This window comes from Cetobacterium somerae (assembly GCF_022430525.1).
Lineage (GTDB): Bacteria > Fusobacteriota > Fusobacteriia > Fusobacteriales > Fusobacteriaceae > Cetobacterium_A.
Genome location: NZ_CP092519.1, coordinates 1,851,563 through 1,869,078, shown reverse-complemented (window position 1 = coordinate 1,869,078; position 17,516 = coordinate 1,851,563). Strand labels below are relative to the sequence as shown.

At 29.2% G+C, this 17,516-nt stretch carries 14 protein-coding genes and 11 tRNA genes; 23 read left to right on the top strand and 2 right to left on the bottom strand.

The window, feature by feature from the left end; translation table 11 throughout:
• Positions 1-5: 5 nt before the first annotated feature.
• The 17 genes from MKD34_RS08840 (at position 6) to MKD34_RS08760 (ending at position 7,010) form a co-directional block, all read left to right on the top strand.
• Positions 6-803 (top strand): glycosyltransferase family 2 protein, encoded by a 798-nt coding sequence (locus MKD34_RS08840; RefSeq protein ID WP_240219081.1) that lies wholly within the window; start codon positions 6-8, stop codon positions 801-803.
• Complete coding sequence (locus tag MKD34_RS08835) at positions 804-1,862, top strand: glycosyltransferase (RefSeq protein ID WP_240219079.1); 1,059 nt, start codon at positions 804-806, stop codon at positions 1,860-1,862.
• The gene (locus tag MKD34_RS08830; protein WP_240219077.1) at positions 1,859-2,980 is read left to right on the top strand and encodes an EpsG family protein; all 1,122 of its coding nucleotides are present in this window, start codon (positions 1,859-1,861) and stop codon (positions 2,978-2,980) included. Before MKD34_RS08835 ends, MKD34_RS08830 begins: the two co-directional genes overlap by 4 nt.
• A 13-nt stretch (positions 2,981-2,993) precedes the next feature.
• The gene (locus MKD34_RS08825; protein ID WP_240219075.1) at positions 2,994-4,109 is read left to right on the top strand and encodes a glycosyltransferase family 4 protein; all 1,116 of its coding nucleotides are present in this window, start codon (positions 2,994-2,996) and stop codon (positions 4,107-4,109) included.
• Entirely contained in the window at positions 4,091-5,077 is a 987-nt protein-coding gene (locus MKD34_RS08820) for a glycosyltransferase (RefSeq protein WP_240219074.1), read from the top strand. The genes MKD34_RS08825 and MKD34_RS08820 overlap by 19 nt, the downstream gene beginning before the upstream one ends.
• Before the next feature lie 8 nt (positions 5,078-5,085).
• On the top strand, positions 5,086-5,850 hold the full coding sequence (locus MKD34_RS08815; protein ID WP_240219072.1) for a glycosyltransferase: 765 nt from the start codon (positions 5,086-5,088) through the stop codon (positions 5,848-5,850).
• A 179-nt stretch (positions 5,851-6,029) separates the two neighbouring features.
• Positions 6,030-6,117 (top strand) — tRNA-Leu (locus tag MKD34_RS08810).
• A gap of 9 nt (positions 6,118-6,126) precedes the next feature.
• Positions 6,127-6,202, top strand: a tRNA-Met gene (locus MKD34_RS08805).
• 31 nt (positions 6,203-6,233) lie between these two features.
• A tRNA-Gly gene (locus tag MKD34_RS08800) sits at positions 6,234-6,309 on the top strand.
• Between the two features lie 7 nt (positions 6,310-6,316).
• Positions 6,317-6,392, top strand: a tRNA-Lys gene (locus MKD34_RS08795).
• Positions 6,393-6,398: 6 nt separating this feature from the next.
• Positions 6,399-6,475 (top strand) — tRNA-Arg (locus MKD34_RS08790).
• A 5-nt stretch (positions 6,476-6,480) separates the two neighbouring features.
• Positions 6,481-6,557: transfer RNA gene (locus MKD34_RS08785), tRNA-Ile, on the top strand.
• Between the two features lie 7 nt (positions 6,558-6,564).
• Positions 6,565-6,639: transfer RNA gene (locus MKD34_RS08780), tRNA-Glu, on the top strand.
• A gap of 7 nt (positions 6,640-6,646) precedes the next feature.
• A tRNA-Ser gene (locus MKD34_RS08775) sits at positions 6,647-6,730 on the top strand.
• A 33-nt stretch (positions 6,731-6,763) separates the two neighbouring features.
• Positions 6,764-6,839: transfer RNA gene (locus MKD34_RS08770), tRNA-Phe, on the top strand.
• Between the two features lie 15 nt (positions 6,840-6,854).
• Positions 6,855-6,930, top strand: a tRNA-Val gene (locus tag MKD34_RS08765).
• A gap of 3 nt (positions 6,931-6,933) precedes the next feature.
• Positions 6,934-7,010 (top strand) — tRNA-Asp (locus tag MKD34_RS08760).
• Between the two features lie 92 nt (positions 7,011-7,102).
• Here MKD34_RS08760 and yfcC read toward each other — a convergent pair.
• Both yfcC and MKD34_RS08750 read right to left on the bottom strand, forming a co-directional pair.
• The gene (gene yfcC / locus MKD34_RS08755; protein ID WP_240219070.1) at positions 7,103-8,602 is read right to left on the bottom strand and encodes a putative basic amino acid antiporter YfcC; all 1,500 of its coding nucleotides are present in this window, start codon (positions 8,600-8,602) and stop codon (positions 7,103-7,105) included.
• Positions 8,603-8,749: 147 nt separating this feature from the next.
• Positions 8,750-9,961: a NupC/NupG family nucleoside CNT transporter gene (locus tag MKD34_RS08750; protein ID WP_240219069.1), complete on the bottom strand. Its 1,212-nt coding sequence runs from the start codon at positions 9,959-9,961 to the stop codon at positions 8,750-8,752.
• Between the two features lie 493 nt (positions 9,962-10,454).
• On the opposite strand from MKD34_RS08750, the gene yaaA reads away from it, so the two are divergent.
• Genes yaaA through MKD34_RS08720 form a run of 6 tightly spaced genes read left to right on the top strand, consistent with a single transcriptional unit; the run spans position 10,455 to position 17,516 of the window.
• Complete coding sequence (gene yaaA, locus MKD34_RS08745) at positions 10,455-10,661, top strand: S4 domain-containing protein YaaA (protein ID WP_023050778.1); 207 nt, start codon at positions 10,455-10,457, stop codon at positions 10,659-10,661.
• Positions 10,662-10,691: 30 nt separating this feature from the next.
• A complete protein-coding gene (recF, locus tag MKD34_RS08740; RefSeq protein ID WP_240219067.1) occupies positions 10,692-11,792 on the top strand; it encodes a DNA replication/repair protein RecF in 1,101 nt (366 codons plus the stop codon).
• Entirely contained in the window at positions 11,770-12,321 is a 552-nt protein-coding gene (locus tag MKD34_RS08735; RefSeq protein WP_240219066.1) for a DUF721 domain-containing protein, read from the top strand. The genes recF and MKD34_RS08735 overlap by 23 nt, the downstream gene beginning before the upstream one ends.
• On the top strand, positions 12,308-14,218 hold the full coding sequence (gene gyrB, locus MKD34_RS08730; protein ID WP_240219064.1) for a DNA topoisomerase (ATP-hydrolyzing) subunit B: 1,911 nt from the start codon (positions 12,308-12,310) through the stop codon (positions 14,216-14,218). Before MKD34_RS08735 ends, gyrB begins: the two co-directional genes overlap by 14 nt.
• A 46-nt stretch (positions 14,219-14,264) precedes the next feature.
• Positions 14,265-16,718, top strand: coding sequence for a DNA gyrase subunit A (gene gyrA, locus MKD34_RS08725; protein ID WP_240219063.1), 2,454 nt, complete (start codon positions 14,265-14,267; stop codon positions 16,716-16,718).
• Positions 16,719-16,742: 24 nt separating this feature from the next.
• Positions 16,743-17,516, top strand: coding sequence for a universal stress protein (locus tag MKD34_RS08720; RefSeq protein WP_240219062.1), 774 nt, complete (start codon positions 16,743-16,745; stop codon positions 17,514-17,516).

Here is a 17,516-nt window from a genome sequence, read left to right as displayed (position 1 = left end):
GAGTGATGATAACTGTATTTACACCAACCTATAATAGAGAACAAACATTAAGGAGATTATATAAAAGTTTAAAGAATCAAACAGTGAAAAACTTTGAATGGATAGTTGTAGATGATGGTTCAAATGATGGAACTGAAAAGTTAATAAAAGAGTTTATAGATGAAGATGAGATTCCCATATTATATAAAAGAGTAAAAAATGGTGGGAAGATGAGAGCAATAAATATTGGTGTTTCTTTAGCTGAAAAAGAGTTTTTCTTTATTGTTGATAGTGATGATTATTTAAATGAAAAAGCAATGGAAATAATAGAAGAAGAAATTATAACTTTACCAAACGATTATGCAGGAATAGTATTTAGAAAAGTTGAAGTTTTTGATAATGGAGAAAGTGTAAGAAAAAATGAAACTTTTGGTGGAGCTCAAATCGATAGTAATCCTTTAGATATATTCTACAATAAAAAAATATTGGGAGATAAGGCTGAAATAGTTAAAACATCTATAATGAGAGAGTATCCTTTTCCAGAAATAGAGAATGAAAAATTTATTCCCGAAGGATATATTTGGAACCAAATAGGTGAAAATTATATTTTTAGATACATAGATAAGGGGATATATTACTATCAATATTTGGCTGATGGTTATACAAGGAAATTTAATGAGATAATAAAAAATAATCCTAAAGGATTAAAATTATATTACCAATATATGTTGAGAAAAAAAATTCCAATTAAAAATAAAGTTAAGTTTTTAATTAGATTTTTCCAATCGATGTATTATGATTGGAAAAAAGAAAAGGAGAATTAAATGAAAATACTTCACATAATAACATCTTTAGAATTAGGTGGAGCAGAAAAGCTACTATTAGATTTAATTCCAGCTCAAAAAAAACAGGGAATGGAAGTGGAGTTATTAGTTTTAGATACTAAAAATGAAAAATTTTTAGAAGAATATAAAAAAAGAGGTGTAAAAATTTATACTCTTAAAGCAAATGACAAATTTAGTTTTAAAAACCCATTTGAAATATCTAAAATAATAAAAGAAAATAAAATAGATATAGTGCATGCTCATCTTGTTCATGCTCAAATTTGGACAAGTGTTGCAAAATATTTAAATAAAAAAGTAGTGTATATAACAACAGAACATAGTACACATAATAGAAGAAGAGAAAAATGGATATATAAGATTTTAGACAAATTTATATATAGTTCTTATGATAAAGTAATAGCAATATCAGAAGCTACTGCTAGAGAACTTATGAGATGGATAGGATTAAACATAAATAAAATAGAGGTTATACCAAATGGAGTTTCTTTAAGAGCATTTATGGGAAAACCTAAAGAGAGAAAAGGGAATAATTTAATAATGGTTTCAAGATTTCATTCATCTAAAGATCACTTAACAGTAGTACGAGCAATGGAGAAATTACCCAAAGATTATGTACTAACTTTTGTTGGAGAAGGAGAAACTCAAGAAGCTGTAAAGCGTGAAGTTTTAATGTTAAATTTAAATGATAGGGTTCAATTTTTAGGTTATTCAAATTCTATTCCAGCACTTTTAAAAAGGAGCGATATAGCGATACAATCATCTAAATTTGAAGGGTTTGGGCTAAGTGCATTAGAGGCTATGGCAGCAGGAACTCCTATTATAGCAAGTGATGTAGAGGGCTTAGCTAATGTTGTTGGAGATAGTGGACTTCTTTTTAAATTGGGAGATGTAAATGATTTAGTTGAAAAAATTATGAGTTTAAAAGATCAAAAATATTATTTTGAAAAAAGTAAAGCAGGAATAAAAAATAGCTTAACATATTCAATTGAAGGAACTGCAAAACAATATATAAATATTTATAAAGAGGAATTAAAATGATTTTTATATCAATAGCTTTGATATTATTGATGCTAGGAATTTATGATGTTTTTTCAGAAAATAAAGTTCAAAAGGAAAAAATTTTAAAAGGTATAATTATTATTTTAATTATATTTTTAGGAACAAGAGGATTTTTAGGATGGGATTGGTATTTTTACTATCCTTCCTTTATGAACTCAACTTATATTTATGAAAAAGGTTATATGTTATATACCTCTTTAATTAGAGGCTTTTTTAGAAATTATATTTTTTATCAATTGATAACTACAACAATTGATTTTATAGCTATATATTTTATATTTAAAAAATATTGTAAATATCCAATAATGGCATTTGCAATATTTTTTAGTATTCAAGGATTACACATCGAAGTGGAACTATTAAGAAATATAAAAGCAATGATTTTATTCTTATTTTCTATTCAATATATAAGAGAGAGAAAAATAACTCCTTTTTTGATTTTAAATATATTAGGGATATTATTTCATACAAGTGCAGTATTTTATTTACCAATGTACTTTATTTTAAATTATAATTATAAAAATAAAATTATAATGGCTACTTTTATATTAGGAAGTATATATTATTTATTAGACTTAAAAATTTTTCACTTAATTTTTAAATTAAATTTTGAATATTTGCCTGATATTTTTGAAAATAAATTAATTAATTATAGAAGTGTAGTTCCTAAAGAGTTAATAAGAGGGTTAAATCTATTTTATTTAGAAAGAGCGTTCATATTTTTCTTAGCATATAAATATGAAAAGGATTTAATCATAAAAAATAGTGCTTATATTTGGATATTTATATTTCTTTTTACTTCAGAGCTTTCTATAGTTTCATTAAGAATAGGAATACTATTTATTTATGGAGCTTGGTTAGTTTTAACAAGAGCGATAGAAAATGTAAAAAATAAAAAAAATTTGATAATAATTATATGTTTACTATGTTTTGTAAGAATTTATAGAAGTATGATATTTCCAGGAAATAAAATAAATTACAAATATGAAAATGCCATTTTTAATAAATTAGATTATAATAAAAGAGAAAAGGAACTGATTGAAAGTAAAAAATACTTGAAAGAAAGTCATGGAAAAGAACTATTAATACAATATTAATTGAGAGGTATTTATGAAAAAATTAAAAATATTTTTTACTGCAAATGTACTTTGGGATATATATATATTCAGATATGGAGTTATAAAAGCATTGATAGATGATGGACACGAGGTAATAGCTGTAGCTCCAAAAGACTCTAGAATAGATTTTCCGAAAGAACTTGGAGTTAGACACATTCCTATAGAGTTAAGTTTAAGAGGAGTAAATCCTGTAAAGGATTTTCAATTATTTCTTCAATTAAAAAATATTTATATTGAAGAGAAGCCTGATATTATTTTTCACTATACAATTAAACCAAATATTTACGGAACTCTAGCGGCTAAATGTGCAAAGATTCCAAGTATAGCAGTTTTAACAGGATTGGGTTATTCCTTTGTTGAAGGAGGAATTGTTTCTAAAATAGCTAAAACTTTATATAAGATTTCTTTAAATTATTCGAAAGAGGTTTGGGTTTTAAATCAAGATGATAAAAAACGTTTAACGGATGAAAATATTGTGAATGAGAAAAAAATATTCATTCTTCCTGGAGAAGGAGTTAATACAGAGAAATTTAAACCAATTTTAAGAAAGCCAAATAAAGAGTTGATTTTTTTAATGGTAGCTAGAGCTTTTTACGATAAAGGTGTTAGAGAATATGTTGAAGCTGCTAGAATAATTAAAGAAAAGAAATATGAAGTTAAATTTTTATTTTTAGGAGCTTTAGGTGGAGATGCAGCAAACGGTGTAAATGAGGCTAAAATGAGTGAGTATGAAAAAGCAGGGATATTAGAGTACTTAGGGCATCGTAAGGATGTAGAAAACGTTATAAACTCATCTGATTGTGTAGTTTTACCATCTTATAGAGAGGGTATTTCTAAAGTTTTAATGGAAGCTGCAAGCATGGAAAAACCAATAATTGCAACAAATGTAACTGGATGCAAAGAGATTATTGAGGATAAAAAAAATGGTTATTTAGTTAATGTAAAAGATTCGATAGATTTATCAGAAAAAATTGAGAGATTTATTAATTTGTCAAATGAAGAAAGAGATGAAATGGGAAGAAATGGACGTAAAAAGATGTTAAATGAATTTGATGAAAAAATAATAATAGAGATATATAGGAGAAAGTTATGGAACTTACATTTATAGTACCAGTTTACAATGTTGAAACTTTTTTAGAAGAATGTTTAGATAGTATATATAAGGTGGAGAATATAGAGTACGAGGTTATTTTAGTAAATGATGGTTCAACAGATAGAAGTTTAGATATTTTAAAAAAATATAAAGAGAAGTATCCAGAGATAACTAAAATTATAGATAAAGAAAATGGTGGGTTATCATCAGCAAGAAATGCTGGGATAAGAGATGCAAAAGGTGAATATCTATCATTTATAGATAGCGATGATATAATTGACTCTAAAGGGTTTGAAGAATTTTTTAAAGAGGGACAAAAATTAGACTTAGATATAATGGTTGGAAATATGAGGTATTTTTCTGCTGAAAAAATAGGAGAACCTCTTTTTAGATCTCAGGAAATTAAAGATTTTACGGTTGGGAAAGGAACTAAATTCTTTCTAACTCTTTTTCAAGGTACAAAATGTTTTAGAGAAGAGGTTGTAGACGATATTTATAAAAGAGACTTTATTTGTGAAAATAAGCTATATTTTCATGATAATTTAATACATGAAGATAGTTATTTTACTCCAATGGCATATTTAAAAGCTAAGAGAGTTAAATATATTGATATTGCATTTTATTATTATAGACAGAGAAGTGGTAGTATAATGAGTACTGTAACAGATAAAAGTATAAACTCTTTAGAAAAAATTTGTTATATGCTTTTAAGTGAGTACAGTAAAACAGATGAATATGGAAGAGAGGCTTTATCAAAACTTTTACCAAGTTTTTATAAAGTTATTGTTTATAGGTATATAAATTCTGATAAAAATTATAAAGAGAAATTAAAAAATTATAGAACAATTTTTAAAGATGTAAAAGGTATAAAAAATAGAAATTTTGAAGAGATATTGGTTTATATCGCTCCTAAATTTTCTAATTTATTAAGAAAATTAATGAGAAAAGATATAGGAAACATTCAAAAAATACCTAATTTTTAGGAGGAGTTATGGAAAAAAAGATACATTACATATGGTTAGGGAAGGGATCTAAACCAAATATAATGGATATATGTATAAACTCGTGGAGGGAAAAACTTCCAAATTATGAAATAATAGAATGGAATGAAGAGAATTTAGATTTTTATAATGAAATAAAAAAAAATAGGTTTTTAGAAGAGTGTTATAAAAGAAAATTATGGGCATTTTTATCAGACTATTTTCGTGTTAAAGTTTTATATGAGAATGGAGGAATTTATTTAGATTCAGATATGCAAATTTTAAAATCCTTGGATAGATTTTTAGATGATAAGTTATTTTTAGGAATGGAAGATGAAAATCAACCAAGTGCAGGGATAATAGGAGCAAAAAAAGGTCATATATTTTTTAAAAAGATGTTAGAGTTTTATGAAAATGATATTTGGGATGTAAATGTATATACAATTCCAGCTATAATTAATTATCTATTAAAAAAAGATTATAACTTTGTAGGAGAAAATAAAATTATAGAGTTAAAAGATGGAATAAAAATATATCCATATGAATATTTCTATCCATATCATTTTACAGAAGAATTTTCTTATGAAAAAATAACTAAAAATACGTATGGAATACACTGGTGGGGAAAAAGTTGGCATGGAAATAATAAAAAACTTTATTTTTTAGAGTTTAAAACTTTAAAAGGTTATAAAAAAAAGTTAATAAATTTACTTATTTTTTTAAATATTTTAGAACCAATTAGAAAATTTTATGAAAAATTTATAAAAAAAATATAATAAGATACCTTTTGAAAACCATTGAAAAATAAAGGTTTTTAAAAGGTGTCTAAGAAAACAAAAAAAAACTTTAAAAAAAATAAAAAAACTTGTTGACTTTGTTTATAATTTATGATATTATTATTAATGTCCGTGAGGGACAGCGAAGCGCGAAAGCGACAAGCACCTTCAACTAGGAAGCCTGGGTGGCGGAATAGGTAGACGCACAGGACTTAAAATCCTGAGCTATCTGATAGCGTGCCGGTTCGATTCCGGCCCCAGGCACCACTTATATATCGCGGGGTAGAGCAGTTGGCAGCTCGTCGGGCTCATAACCCGAAGGTCGTTGGTTCGAATCCAGCCCCCGCCACCAAAACAACTAAATAATAAAGATGGAATAATATGCGGGAGTAGCTCAGTTGGTAGAGCGTCAGCCTTCCAAGCTGAATGTCGCGAGTTCGACCCTCGTCTCCCGCTCCATAAAAATGCGTCATTAGCTCAGATGGTAGAGCACACGACTTTTAATCGTGTTGTCACTGGTTCGAGCCCAGTATGACGCACCATCTAATGTGTCTGTAGCTCAGCTGGATAGAGCAACGCCCTTCTAAGGCGTGGGTCAGGAGTTCGAATCTCTTCAGACACGCCATAAACGGATCCATAGCTCAGTTGGTTAGAGCACTCGGCTCATAACCGAGTGGTCGCTGGTTCGACTCCAGCTGGATCCACCACTCACCTGCCCCGTTCGTTCAGTGGTAAGGACAATAGATTTTCACTCTATAAACAGGGGTTCGATTCCCCTACGGGGTACCATTAATATGGAAGGTTATCCTAACTGGTAAGGAACCGGTCTTGAAAACCGGCGTCGCAAGACTTCAGAGTTCGAGTCTCTGACCTTCCGCCATTTTAAAGGTACCTATAGCAGGTAACAAAAGATGCCCAGATAGCTCAGTCGGTAGAGCAGGGGACTGAAAATCCCCGTGTCGGTGGTTCGATTCCGCCTCTGGGCACCACTAAAAAATCTATAAGGAAGCATAGCTCAGTTGGGAGAGCACCTGCCTTACAAGCAGGGGGTCACTGGTTCAAGTCCAGTTGTTTCCACCATATGGGGGTGTAGCTCAGTTGGTTAGAGCGCATGCCTGTCACGCATGAGGTCGCGAGTTCGACCCTCGTCACTCCCGCCATTAAAAGATTTTTAAAGATGTAGAAATACATCTTTTTTTTTATGGAAAAATAAAATAATAGGATGAAATAAATTTATTTCATCCTATTATTATTATTGGAAATTAATTAAAACACCTATAACAATAAATACGCAACCTAATACAAATAAAATACCTTGGAATTTAATTTGTTGTTTTGCCCAAACTCCCCACTCAACTTTTGAAATACCTAAAATGGCCATTAAGATACCAGATGTTGGTACAATCATATTTGTGAATCCATCTCCAAGTTGGAAAGCTAATACTGCAACTTGTCTAGGAACACTAACTAAATCTGAAAGTGGTGCCATAATTGGCATTGTTAAAGCTGCTTGTCCAGAACCTGATACAACGAAGAAGTTGAATACAGATTGGAAGAAGTACATAGCAACTGCAGATATAGAAGCGTGTAATCCGCCTAAAATCCCAGCAACAGCATTTAAGATAGTATTTAAAACGGTAGGAGTTCCAGCATCTACTCCACCTAAAACTAACACGATACCTTTGGCCATTCCAACTACTAGAGCTGCTCCGATAAGATCCTCAGCACCTTTTCTAAAAGAAGTAGCAATATCGTTAACAGTCATATCATTTAATTTGAAGATAACTCCAATAATTCCAGAAACAATACCCATAATAGTAAATTGTGCAGCTATTTCAGGTAAGTAATATCCGTGGAAAACAACTCCCCAAATAATCCAAGACATTCCTAAGAATATTGTTAAAAATACAAGTTTATGTCCAAATTTAAACTCTAAATCCTCTGATTCATCAGCTTTAAAATCATCTCTAAAGAATTTATCAGTTTCGTAAGATATTGATAACTCAGGATTAGCTTTAACTTTTTTAGCATATCTCATAGTATAGATAATTCCAAAAGATGTGAAGAATACCCACATAACTATTCTAAACATAGCTCCAGAAAGTACAGGAACTCCAGCAACTCCTTGAGCAATAGCCACACTAAAAGGGTTCATCCAAGATGTAGCAAATCCAATTTGAGTTGATATATAGCACATAAAAATACCAGTAATAGAGTCATAACCCATACCAACAACTATAGGTATAAGGATCATAGCAAAAGGAATAGCTTCCTCTCCCATACCAAATACAGCTCCACCTAAAGAGAATAGAAGGAAAACAAGAGGTATAAGTAGTGCTTCAGACCCCTTAGTCTTTTTAATCATATTAAGTATTCCAGCTTCAACAGCTTTAGTTTTTAAAATAATACCAAAAGCTCCACCAGTGATAAGGATAAATGCGATAATACCAACAGCAGTTCCCCACTTATCTCCACTAACAAGACCTTCGAAAATATAGTTAGTAACACTCATATCTCCACCAGCAGCAAATATAGGGATACCCTTAGTAAGTGGCTGTCCTAAATCATTTAATGCATATTTAAAACTTCCTGGAACAGGAACTGTTCTAGTTTTCATACCAGCTTCAGTAGCATACTGAATTTTTTCCATGGTAAAGCTACCAACTGGGATAATGTAAGTAAGAATTGCAGCAAAGACAACTACAAAAAAGATAATGACGTACGTATCAGGTATTCTGATTTTTTTCTTCATTGTTTCCTCCTAGTTAATTATTTTTGTTTGTACGAGTATATAATATAAAATTCTAAAAAACAATAGTTAATAAAAAAAATATAAAAAATATATAATAAAAAAAAGACAAGAAAATTTTCTTGTCTTTTTATAAGTAAATATATAGTTTTAGAAAAATACTCCTGCTATAACTCCATTTAGAAGAGAAGCTAAGAAACCTGCTAAAACGGCTCTCATACCTACTTGAGCGATTTCACTTCTTCTGTTAGGTGCGATAGCTCCTAAAGCTCCGATTTGAAGCCCTAAAGAGGCTACGTTAGCGAATCCAAGTAAAGCAAAACTCATAATAGCTATTGTTTTTTCAGAAAGTCCAGCTATGTTTTTTGTGAAATCTACATAGGCAACAAACTCGTTAAGTACCATTTTTTGTCCTAATAAACTTCCTGTATAAACAGCTTCGTGCCACGGAATTCCCATAGCATAAGTTATAGGTGCAAAAAGATAACCTAAAATTGTTTGAAGAGTAAGTTGGATTCCAAATAGATCTCCGATTCCACCTAAAATCATATTTACTAAAGAAACTAGAGCGATAAATGATATCAAAATAGCTCCGATTATAAGAGCGATATTCATACCATCGATAGTTCCTTTTGCAGCAGCTTCAATAACATTAACAGAATCACTTTTTGTAAACTCAATTTTTTCATCATCTGATTCAGCTTGAGTTTCAGGCATGATTAGTTTAGCAAAAACTAATCCACTTGGAGCAGCCATGAAAGAACCTGCAATTAAATATTTCATAGGAACACCTAAAGCAGCATAAGCAGCTAGAGTAGAACCGGAAACAGAAGCAACTCCACAAGTTAAAACGGCGAAAAGTTGTGATCTACTTAAGTTTGCGATATAAGGTTTTATAACTAATGGTGCTTCAGTTTGACCAAGGAAAATATTTGCAGCAGCAGATACAGACTCAGCTTCCTTAGTTCCTAAAAGCTTTGATATTCCGCCACCGATATATTTGATAACTAATTGCATAATTCCTAAATGATATAATACAGATATTAAAGCACCAAAGAAAATAATAAGAGGTAGAACATTAAAAGCGAAAACGAATGCGATGTTAGTTCCTGGTGTATATAATCCTCCAAAAACAAATTGTATTCCTTCATTAGCTTGAGCAATTATTTTGTTAAAACCATTAGAAACAGACTCAAGGACGTAAGCTCCACCAGACGTTTTCATTACTATAAAGGCAAAACAAAATTGTAGTGCAAAACCAGCTATAATTGTTCTCCATTTGATGTTTTTTCTATCGTAAGATAGAAGATAACCTAAAAATAAAATTACAAAAATCCCGAATATACTTCTCAGTATAGACACATTACCAGCTCCTCTATAACTATAATATTATTTTGATATTACTATCAAAAATTACTTTATCCTTTTAATTATATTCTAAAATATATAATATACATAGGACAAGTTGCCTAGTAAAAAAAATATATGTATATAGATAAAAATAATAAGAAAAATTATGTACACTTTTTGTTTTGTAAATATAACAAAAAAAACATAATTAAAACTAAAAGTTTAAAAAATAACGTAAATAAATTAAATGTACACTTTTTTATTGTAACAAAATTAAAGGTTTTTTTTATGAAAAATAATAAAAAAATAATAGAAAAAAAATAAAAAAGGAATTAAAATTATACTATTTGTATTTATATTGAAAAATAATAAAAAAATAATAAAAAATAATAAAAATATTATTTTAAAGGTAGAAACCCTCGTGAAACCATGATAAATCTTATAGAAATAAAGTTAGTTTTATGGTAAAATGTATAATAGACTAAAAATATTTTAGGAGGTAAAGATGCAGGAGATAAAAATTTCTACAGAATTTATTAAATTAGATCAATTTCTTAAATTTACTGGTGAAATTGGTACTGGTGGTCAAGCTAAAGAGCTTATTTTAGATGGACAAGTAAAAGTTAATGGAGAAGTAGAAGAGAGACGTGGGAAAAAACTTTATCCAGGTGATAAGGTTGAATTTTTAGGATTAGTATTTGTAGTAGCTTAAATCTATTATAGTTTTGGGGTGAAATAAACATTGGAAATTCTTGAAATGAATTACGTAAACTTTAGAAATTTAGAGGATAGAAATATACAATTTTCTTCAAGATTTAATCTATTTTTTGGAAAAAATGGCCAAGGAAAAACGAGTATATTAGAAGCTATTTATTTTAGTGCTACTGGGAAAAGTTTTAGAACCTCAAAAAATATAGAATTGATAAAATACAATAAAGAGAAAATGGGAAGTTACATATCTTATAGAGATTTAATTTCTGAAAAAACTTTGAGTGTTAAAATCGATAAAAAACATAAAGAGTATAAGTATAATGGTAAAAAAACTCCATTTGACGAATTTTATGGAAAAGTAAATATTGTTACTTTTATTCCAGAAGATATTGAGCTAATAGTTGGAAGTCCTGGTTTTAGAAGAACATTTTTTGATGGAGAAATAGCTCAAAGCAATTATGAATATTTTAAAAATTTAAAAGATTATAATAAACTTTTAAAAATAAGAAATAAGTATATAAAAGAAAAAAATATAAAAGATGAGATGTTTCTGATTTATGAAGAGGAATTCATTAAATTGGCAGCTAAGGTGATTTTAAAAAGAATAGAATATGTAAAAAATATTTCTATAATATTAAACTTAAATTATCGAAAGCTTTTTGATGATAAAAAAGAATTAAACTTGAAATATGAAAGTTTTCTTGGAGAAGTAAAAGGTTTAAATCTACTGAATTTAGAGGAGAGAATAAAGCTTAAAATACAGGAGTTAAAGTATCAAGAGCTTCGTTATGGATACTCATTAGTAGGACCACAAAGAGATGATTTTAAATTTCTTTTGAATGGAAAAGAAGCTAAGTCATATTCATCTCAAGGTGAAAAAAAATCGATAATTTTTTCTTTAAAACTTTCTGAAATAGATATGGTAATAAAAGAAAAAAGAGAAACACCAATTTTTTTAATAGATGATATATCATCTTATTTTGACTCAATAAGAAAAGAGAGTATTATAAATTATTTAAAAAAAAGAGAATTACAAGTTTTCATTAGTTCAACAACTGATTTAAATATAGAATCTAAAAACTTTAGAATTGATAAAGGAGAGATTCAAGATGGACATTATGAATGTAAGTGAAGCAGTGGAAGAAGCTATTATTAAAAGTAGGAAGTTAAAAGAAGGTATAATAAGAGGACATTGGAGAGATATTGTTGGGAAACTTTCTAAAAAAAGTGAACCTCTTTGGATAAAAGAGGGGATTCTATACGTATTGGTTGAGGATAGTATCTACCTTCATCATATGTCTATGAACAAAAATAAATATTTAAAAAAAGTTCAAGAAATTTTAAAAAAAGAGTATGTAAGAGATATAAGATTTAAAGTTTCAAAGGTTCAAAGTTGTAACTATGTGGAATTTATAGAAGAGAAAATTAATGAAGAAAAAAAAGAGAATTTTATTTCAGAACTTAAGGATTTAACTTTAGAAGAAAAAATAGAAGTTTTGAAAAAAAGAGCAAAAGAGCGAGAAGATGCCTTAAAATTAAAAGGCTATAAAAAATGTGATATTTGTGGAATGATGTTTTTTGGAGAAGGATTTACTTGTAAACCGTGCTCTTTAAAAAATATTGCAGATAAGATATTGGAGGATAGAGATGACAACAAATAATTATCAAGCAGAAAATATTACAGTTTTAGAAGGATTAGAAGCTGTAAGAAAAAGACCTGGAATGTATATAGGAACAACTTCAGAAAGAGGACTACACCATCTAGTATGGGAAATTGTAGATAACTCAGTGGATGAGGCATTAGCAGGATATGCAACAAAAATAGAAGTATCGATATTACCAGATAATATAATAGAAGTTGTAGATAACGGAAGAGGAATTCCAGTTGATATACACCCTAAGTATGGAAAATCGGCATTAGAGATAGTGTTAACAGTTCTTCATGCAGGAGGAAAATTTGAGAATAATAACTATAAAGTTTCTGGAGGATTACACGGAGTAGGAGTTTCTGTAGTGAATGCTCTTTCTGAGTGGACAGAAGTTACAGTAAGAAAAGCAGGTAAAGTTTATTACCAAAAATATAACAGAGGAGTACCAGAAAAGGATGTAACAGAAATTGGTGTTGCAGAGGATAATGGAACTACAGTTAGATTTAAAGCTGACTATGAAATTTTTGAAACATTAGTATATAGTTTTTCTACATTAGAAACAAGATTAAGAGAACTAGCATACTTAAATAAAGGACTTACTATAGTTTTATCTGATTTAAGAAAAGAGCCTGCAAAAGTTGTAAATTTAGAATTTGAAGGTGGAATTTTAGATTATATAAAAGAGATTGAAAAGGATAGCACACCAATAATGAAAGCTCCTTTTTATATGAGTGGAGAAGTTGATAATGTTTCTGTAGAAATAGCAATGACGTATAATACAAATCAAAGAGAAACAATATACTCTTTTGTTAATAATATAAATACACATGAAGGTGGAACTCATGTAAGTGGATTTAGAACAGCATTAACAAGAGTAATAAATGATTTGGGAAAAACTACAGGACTTTTAAAAGATAAAGATGGTAAACTTCAAGGATCTGATATAAGAGAGGGATTAACAGCAATAGTTTCAGTTAAGGTTCCACAACCACAATTTGAAGGTCAAACTAAAACAAAGTTAGGAAATAGTGAGGTAACTGGTATAGTTTCTACTGTAGCGGGAGCTCAAATAAAGATGTATTTAGAAGATGCACCTAATGATTTAAAGGTTATAGTTGAAAAGATATTAAATTCAAAAAGAGCAAGAGAAGCAGCTCAAAGAGCAAGAGAGTTAGTACTTAGAAAATCAGCTTTAGATATAGGATCATTACCTGGAAAATTAGCAGACTGTTCTTCAAAAAATCCTGATGATTGTGAAGTTTATATAGTTGAGGGAGATTCAGCAGGAGGATCAGCTAAGCAAGGTAGAGATAGATCTTTCCAAGCTATTTTACCATTAAGAGGTAAGATATTAAACGTAGAAAAAGCTGGATTACATAAAGCATTAGAAAATGCGGAGATTAGAGCAATGGTAACAGCTTTTGGAACTAGTATTGGAGATAACTTTAATATAGAAAAAAGAAGATATGGAAAAATAATAATAATGACAGACGCGGACGTAGATGGAGCTCACATAAGAACACTAATACTAACGTTCCTTTATAGATATATGGTAGACTTAATCCATAATGGAAATGTATTTATAGCTCAACCACCACTATTTAAAATAACTCAAGGTAGAACAGTATCTTATGCTTATACTGATAGACAATTAAAAGAAATCATAGCTGGACTAGAGGGTGAAGATAAAAGATACACTCTTCAAAGATATAAAGGATTAGGAGAGATGAATCCTGGACAGCTTTGGGAAACAACTATGGATCCAGACACAAGAACTTTATTAAAAGTTACAATTGACGACGCAAGAGAAGCCGATATATTATTCGATAAACTAATGGGAGATAAAGTAGAACCAAGAAGAGAGTTTATTGAAGAACATGCAGAATTTGTAAAAAATCTGGATATATAAATGTATGGGTACAATAATAAAAATAATGTTCTAGGAGGAATAAATAATGTCTAATGTGAATAATAGATATATAGAGGAAGAGTTAAAGCAATCCTATCTAGATTACTCTATGAGTGTAATAGTTAGTAGAGCATTACCTGATGTAAGAGATGGATTGAAACCAGTACATAGAAGAATTCTATTTGCTATGAATGAAATGGGAATGACAAGCGATAAAGCATATAAAAAGTCAGCAAGAATCGTTGGAGAAGTTTTAGGAAAATATCATCCACATGGAGATTTAGCAGTATATAATACAATGGTAAGAATGGCTCAAAACTTTGCGTATAGATATGAACTTGTTGATGGACATGGAAACTTTGGATCTATCGATGGAGATTCAGCAGCAGCAATGAGATATACGGAAGCTAGAATGTCTAAAATAAGTAATGAGTTATTAGAAGATATTGATAAGGACACAATAGATTTTAGAAAAAACTTTGACGATTCATTAGATGAGCCAATTGTATTACCAGCAAAACTTCCTAATCTTTTATTAAATGGAGCTACGGGAATTGCTGTAGGAATGGCAACAAATATTCCACCTCATAACTTAGGTGAAGTTGTAGATGGAATACTAGCTTTAATAGATAATAAAGAAATAACACCAGTTCAATTAATGGAATATATAAAAGGTCCAGATTTCCCAACAGGAGCAATAATTGATGGAGAAGCAGGTATTTATGACGCTTATACAACTGGAAGAGGAAGAGTTAGAGTTAGAGGAAAAATTGAAATAGAAGAAGGAAAAAATGGTAGAGAAAGCTTAATAATAAAAGAGATTCCATACCAATTAAATAAAGCTTCTTTAATTGAAAAAATAGCTAATCTAGTAAAAGAGAAAAAAATAGTTGGAATATCTGATTTAAGAGATGAGTCAGATAGAGATGGTATTAGAGTGGTTATAGAGCTAAAAAAAGGTGAAGAATCTGAATTAGTTTTAAACTCGTTATACAAATACACAGAGCTTCAAACAACATTTGGAATAATTATGCTAGCATTAGTTAATAACGTTCCGAGAGTATTAAATTTAAAAGAAATTTTAGATGAGTATTTAAAGCATAGATTTGAAGTTATAACTAGAAGAACAAAATTTAATTTAAATAAAGCTGAGAGAAGAGCTCATATATTAAAAGGATTTATAATAGCTCTTGAAAATATTGATAGAGTTATTGAAATTGTTAGAGGATCAGCAGATGGTAATGAAGCTAGAATTGCATTAATTGATAAGTATGGATTTAGTGAAGAGCAATCAAAAGCAATTTTAGATATGAGACTACAAAGATTAACTGGTCTTGAAAGAGATAAAATTGATAAAGAGCACGAAGAATTAAAAACTTTAATAATTGAATTAAATAAAATTTTAGCAGATGATGATAGAGTTTATGAAATTATAAAAGATGAATTAAATGATATAAAAAATAAATACAATGATCCAAGAAGAACAACTATTGAAAAAGAGAGATTAGAAATAAGACCAGAAGACTTAATAAAAGATGATAGTGTTCTTGTTACTATAACAAATAGAGGGTATGTAAAAAGAATGGAGCTAGATAAATATAAGGCTCAAAAAAGAGGTGGAAAAGGAGTTTCAACTCAAAATACTATAGAGGATGACTTTGTTGAGAGAATGGAAGTTATGTCAAACTTAGATACAATGATGATTTTCACTGATAAAGGTAGAGTTTTCCACTTAAAGGTTTATCAAATTCCAGAATCTTCAAAACAGGCTAGAGGAAGACTTATAGGAAACTTAATCAAATTAAAGGAAGATGAGAAAGTTAGAGAAATAATAAAAATAAGAGAGTTTAGCCAAGATAAAGAGCTTGTATTTGTAACTAGAGATGGAATGGTTAAAAAGACAAATTTAAGTGAATACAAAAATATAAATACTGCTGGATTAAAAGCAATCAAATTAAGAGATGGGGATGACATAATATTTGTTGGAATTTTACCAGTTGATTCAAAAGAACAGATTTTCTTAGCAACAAAATTAGGACACTCAATTAGATTCTCTAAAGATGATGTGAGACCAACTGGAAGAGATACAAGTGGAGTAAAAGGAATATCTCTTAGAGCTAAAGATAAAGTAATATCAGCGTTATTAATAGATGATGCAGCAAATGAGACTATTTTAACTATTACAGAGAATGGATATGGAAAAAGAACAAGAGTAGATGAGTATCCATTACAATCTAGAAGTGGTAAAGGTGTTATAAATATAAGATGTAGTGATAAAAATGGAGAAGTTGTAGCAGTTAAACCTGTTAAAGATGAAGAGGAATTAATGGTAATAACATCGTCGGGAATTGTTATAAGAACTTCAGTAAATCAAATCTCTATAATTGGAAGAGCAACTCAAGGTGTAAAAATTATGAGAGTAAATGAATCAGAATCTGAAAAAGTTGTATCAATAGCAAGTTTTAAAGAGGAAGATGCAGAAGAAGCAACTCAAGAATAATTTAAGTCTATAGGAGGAGTTATTATGAAAAAAGTTTTAGTTGTATTTGGAGAAGGATCAAAAAAAAATGTACTAATAGATAGCGCAATATTTTTTAAAGAGAAATTTGGATACGAAATAGTCCCACTATATGTAAAAGATGTTAGAAGGGATGAGATTATACCAGCAACAATGGATGGAATGATAGTAAACTTAAGTAATAACTCCTTTTCACAAGAAAGAGACGCTTTTGAAGAAGAGGAAGTAAAACATCTACAAGAAAAATTGAAATTAAGAGGGATAAATTCAGTCTTAAATGTTGAATTTGGTTTTCCTTGGGATATAATTAAAGAATATATGAAACTTGCAGATTTATTGATTTTTGAAAAAGGTGAAGCTTTATCAGAATCAGCTGTAACAGTACTGAAAAACCACTTTAAACCTATTGTTATGGTGGGAGAAAAAGCTATAACATCTTTAGAAAAAGTTGGAATTTCAAGTGATGATGGTGTAAAAATAAATAAGAGTGTATTTTCTTTTATAAATATTTTTCCAGATATAAAAGAATTTATAATGTTAACTTTACTTTATAAGATAGAGGATAATACATTATTAAAATATTTAAAAGAAAAAGAAAAAGTTGTAGAATGGAAGAATTTTGACGGAGAAACAGCTAAAGAAGAGTATTTAAATGAAGTTAATAATTTAGATCTTTTAATTATGGGGAATTTGAGTAGAGGTTATTTCTTTGAAAAAATTACAGGAAAAAAAGGATTGAATATTATGGAAAAGTCTCAAACATCAATATTTATAGGATAG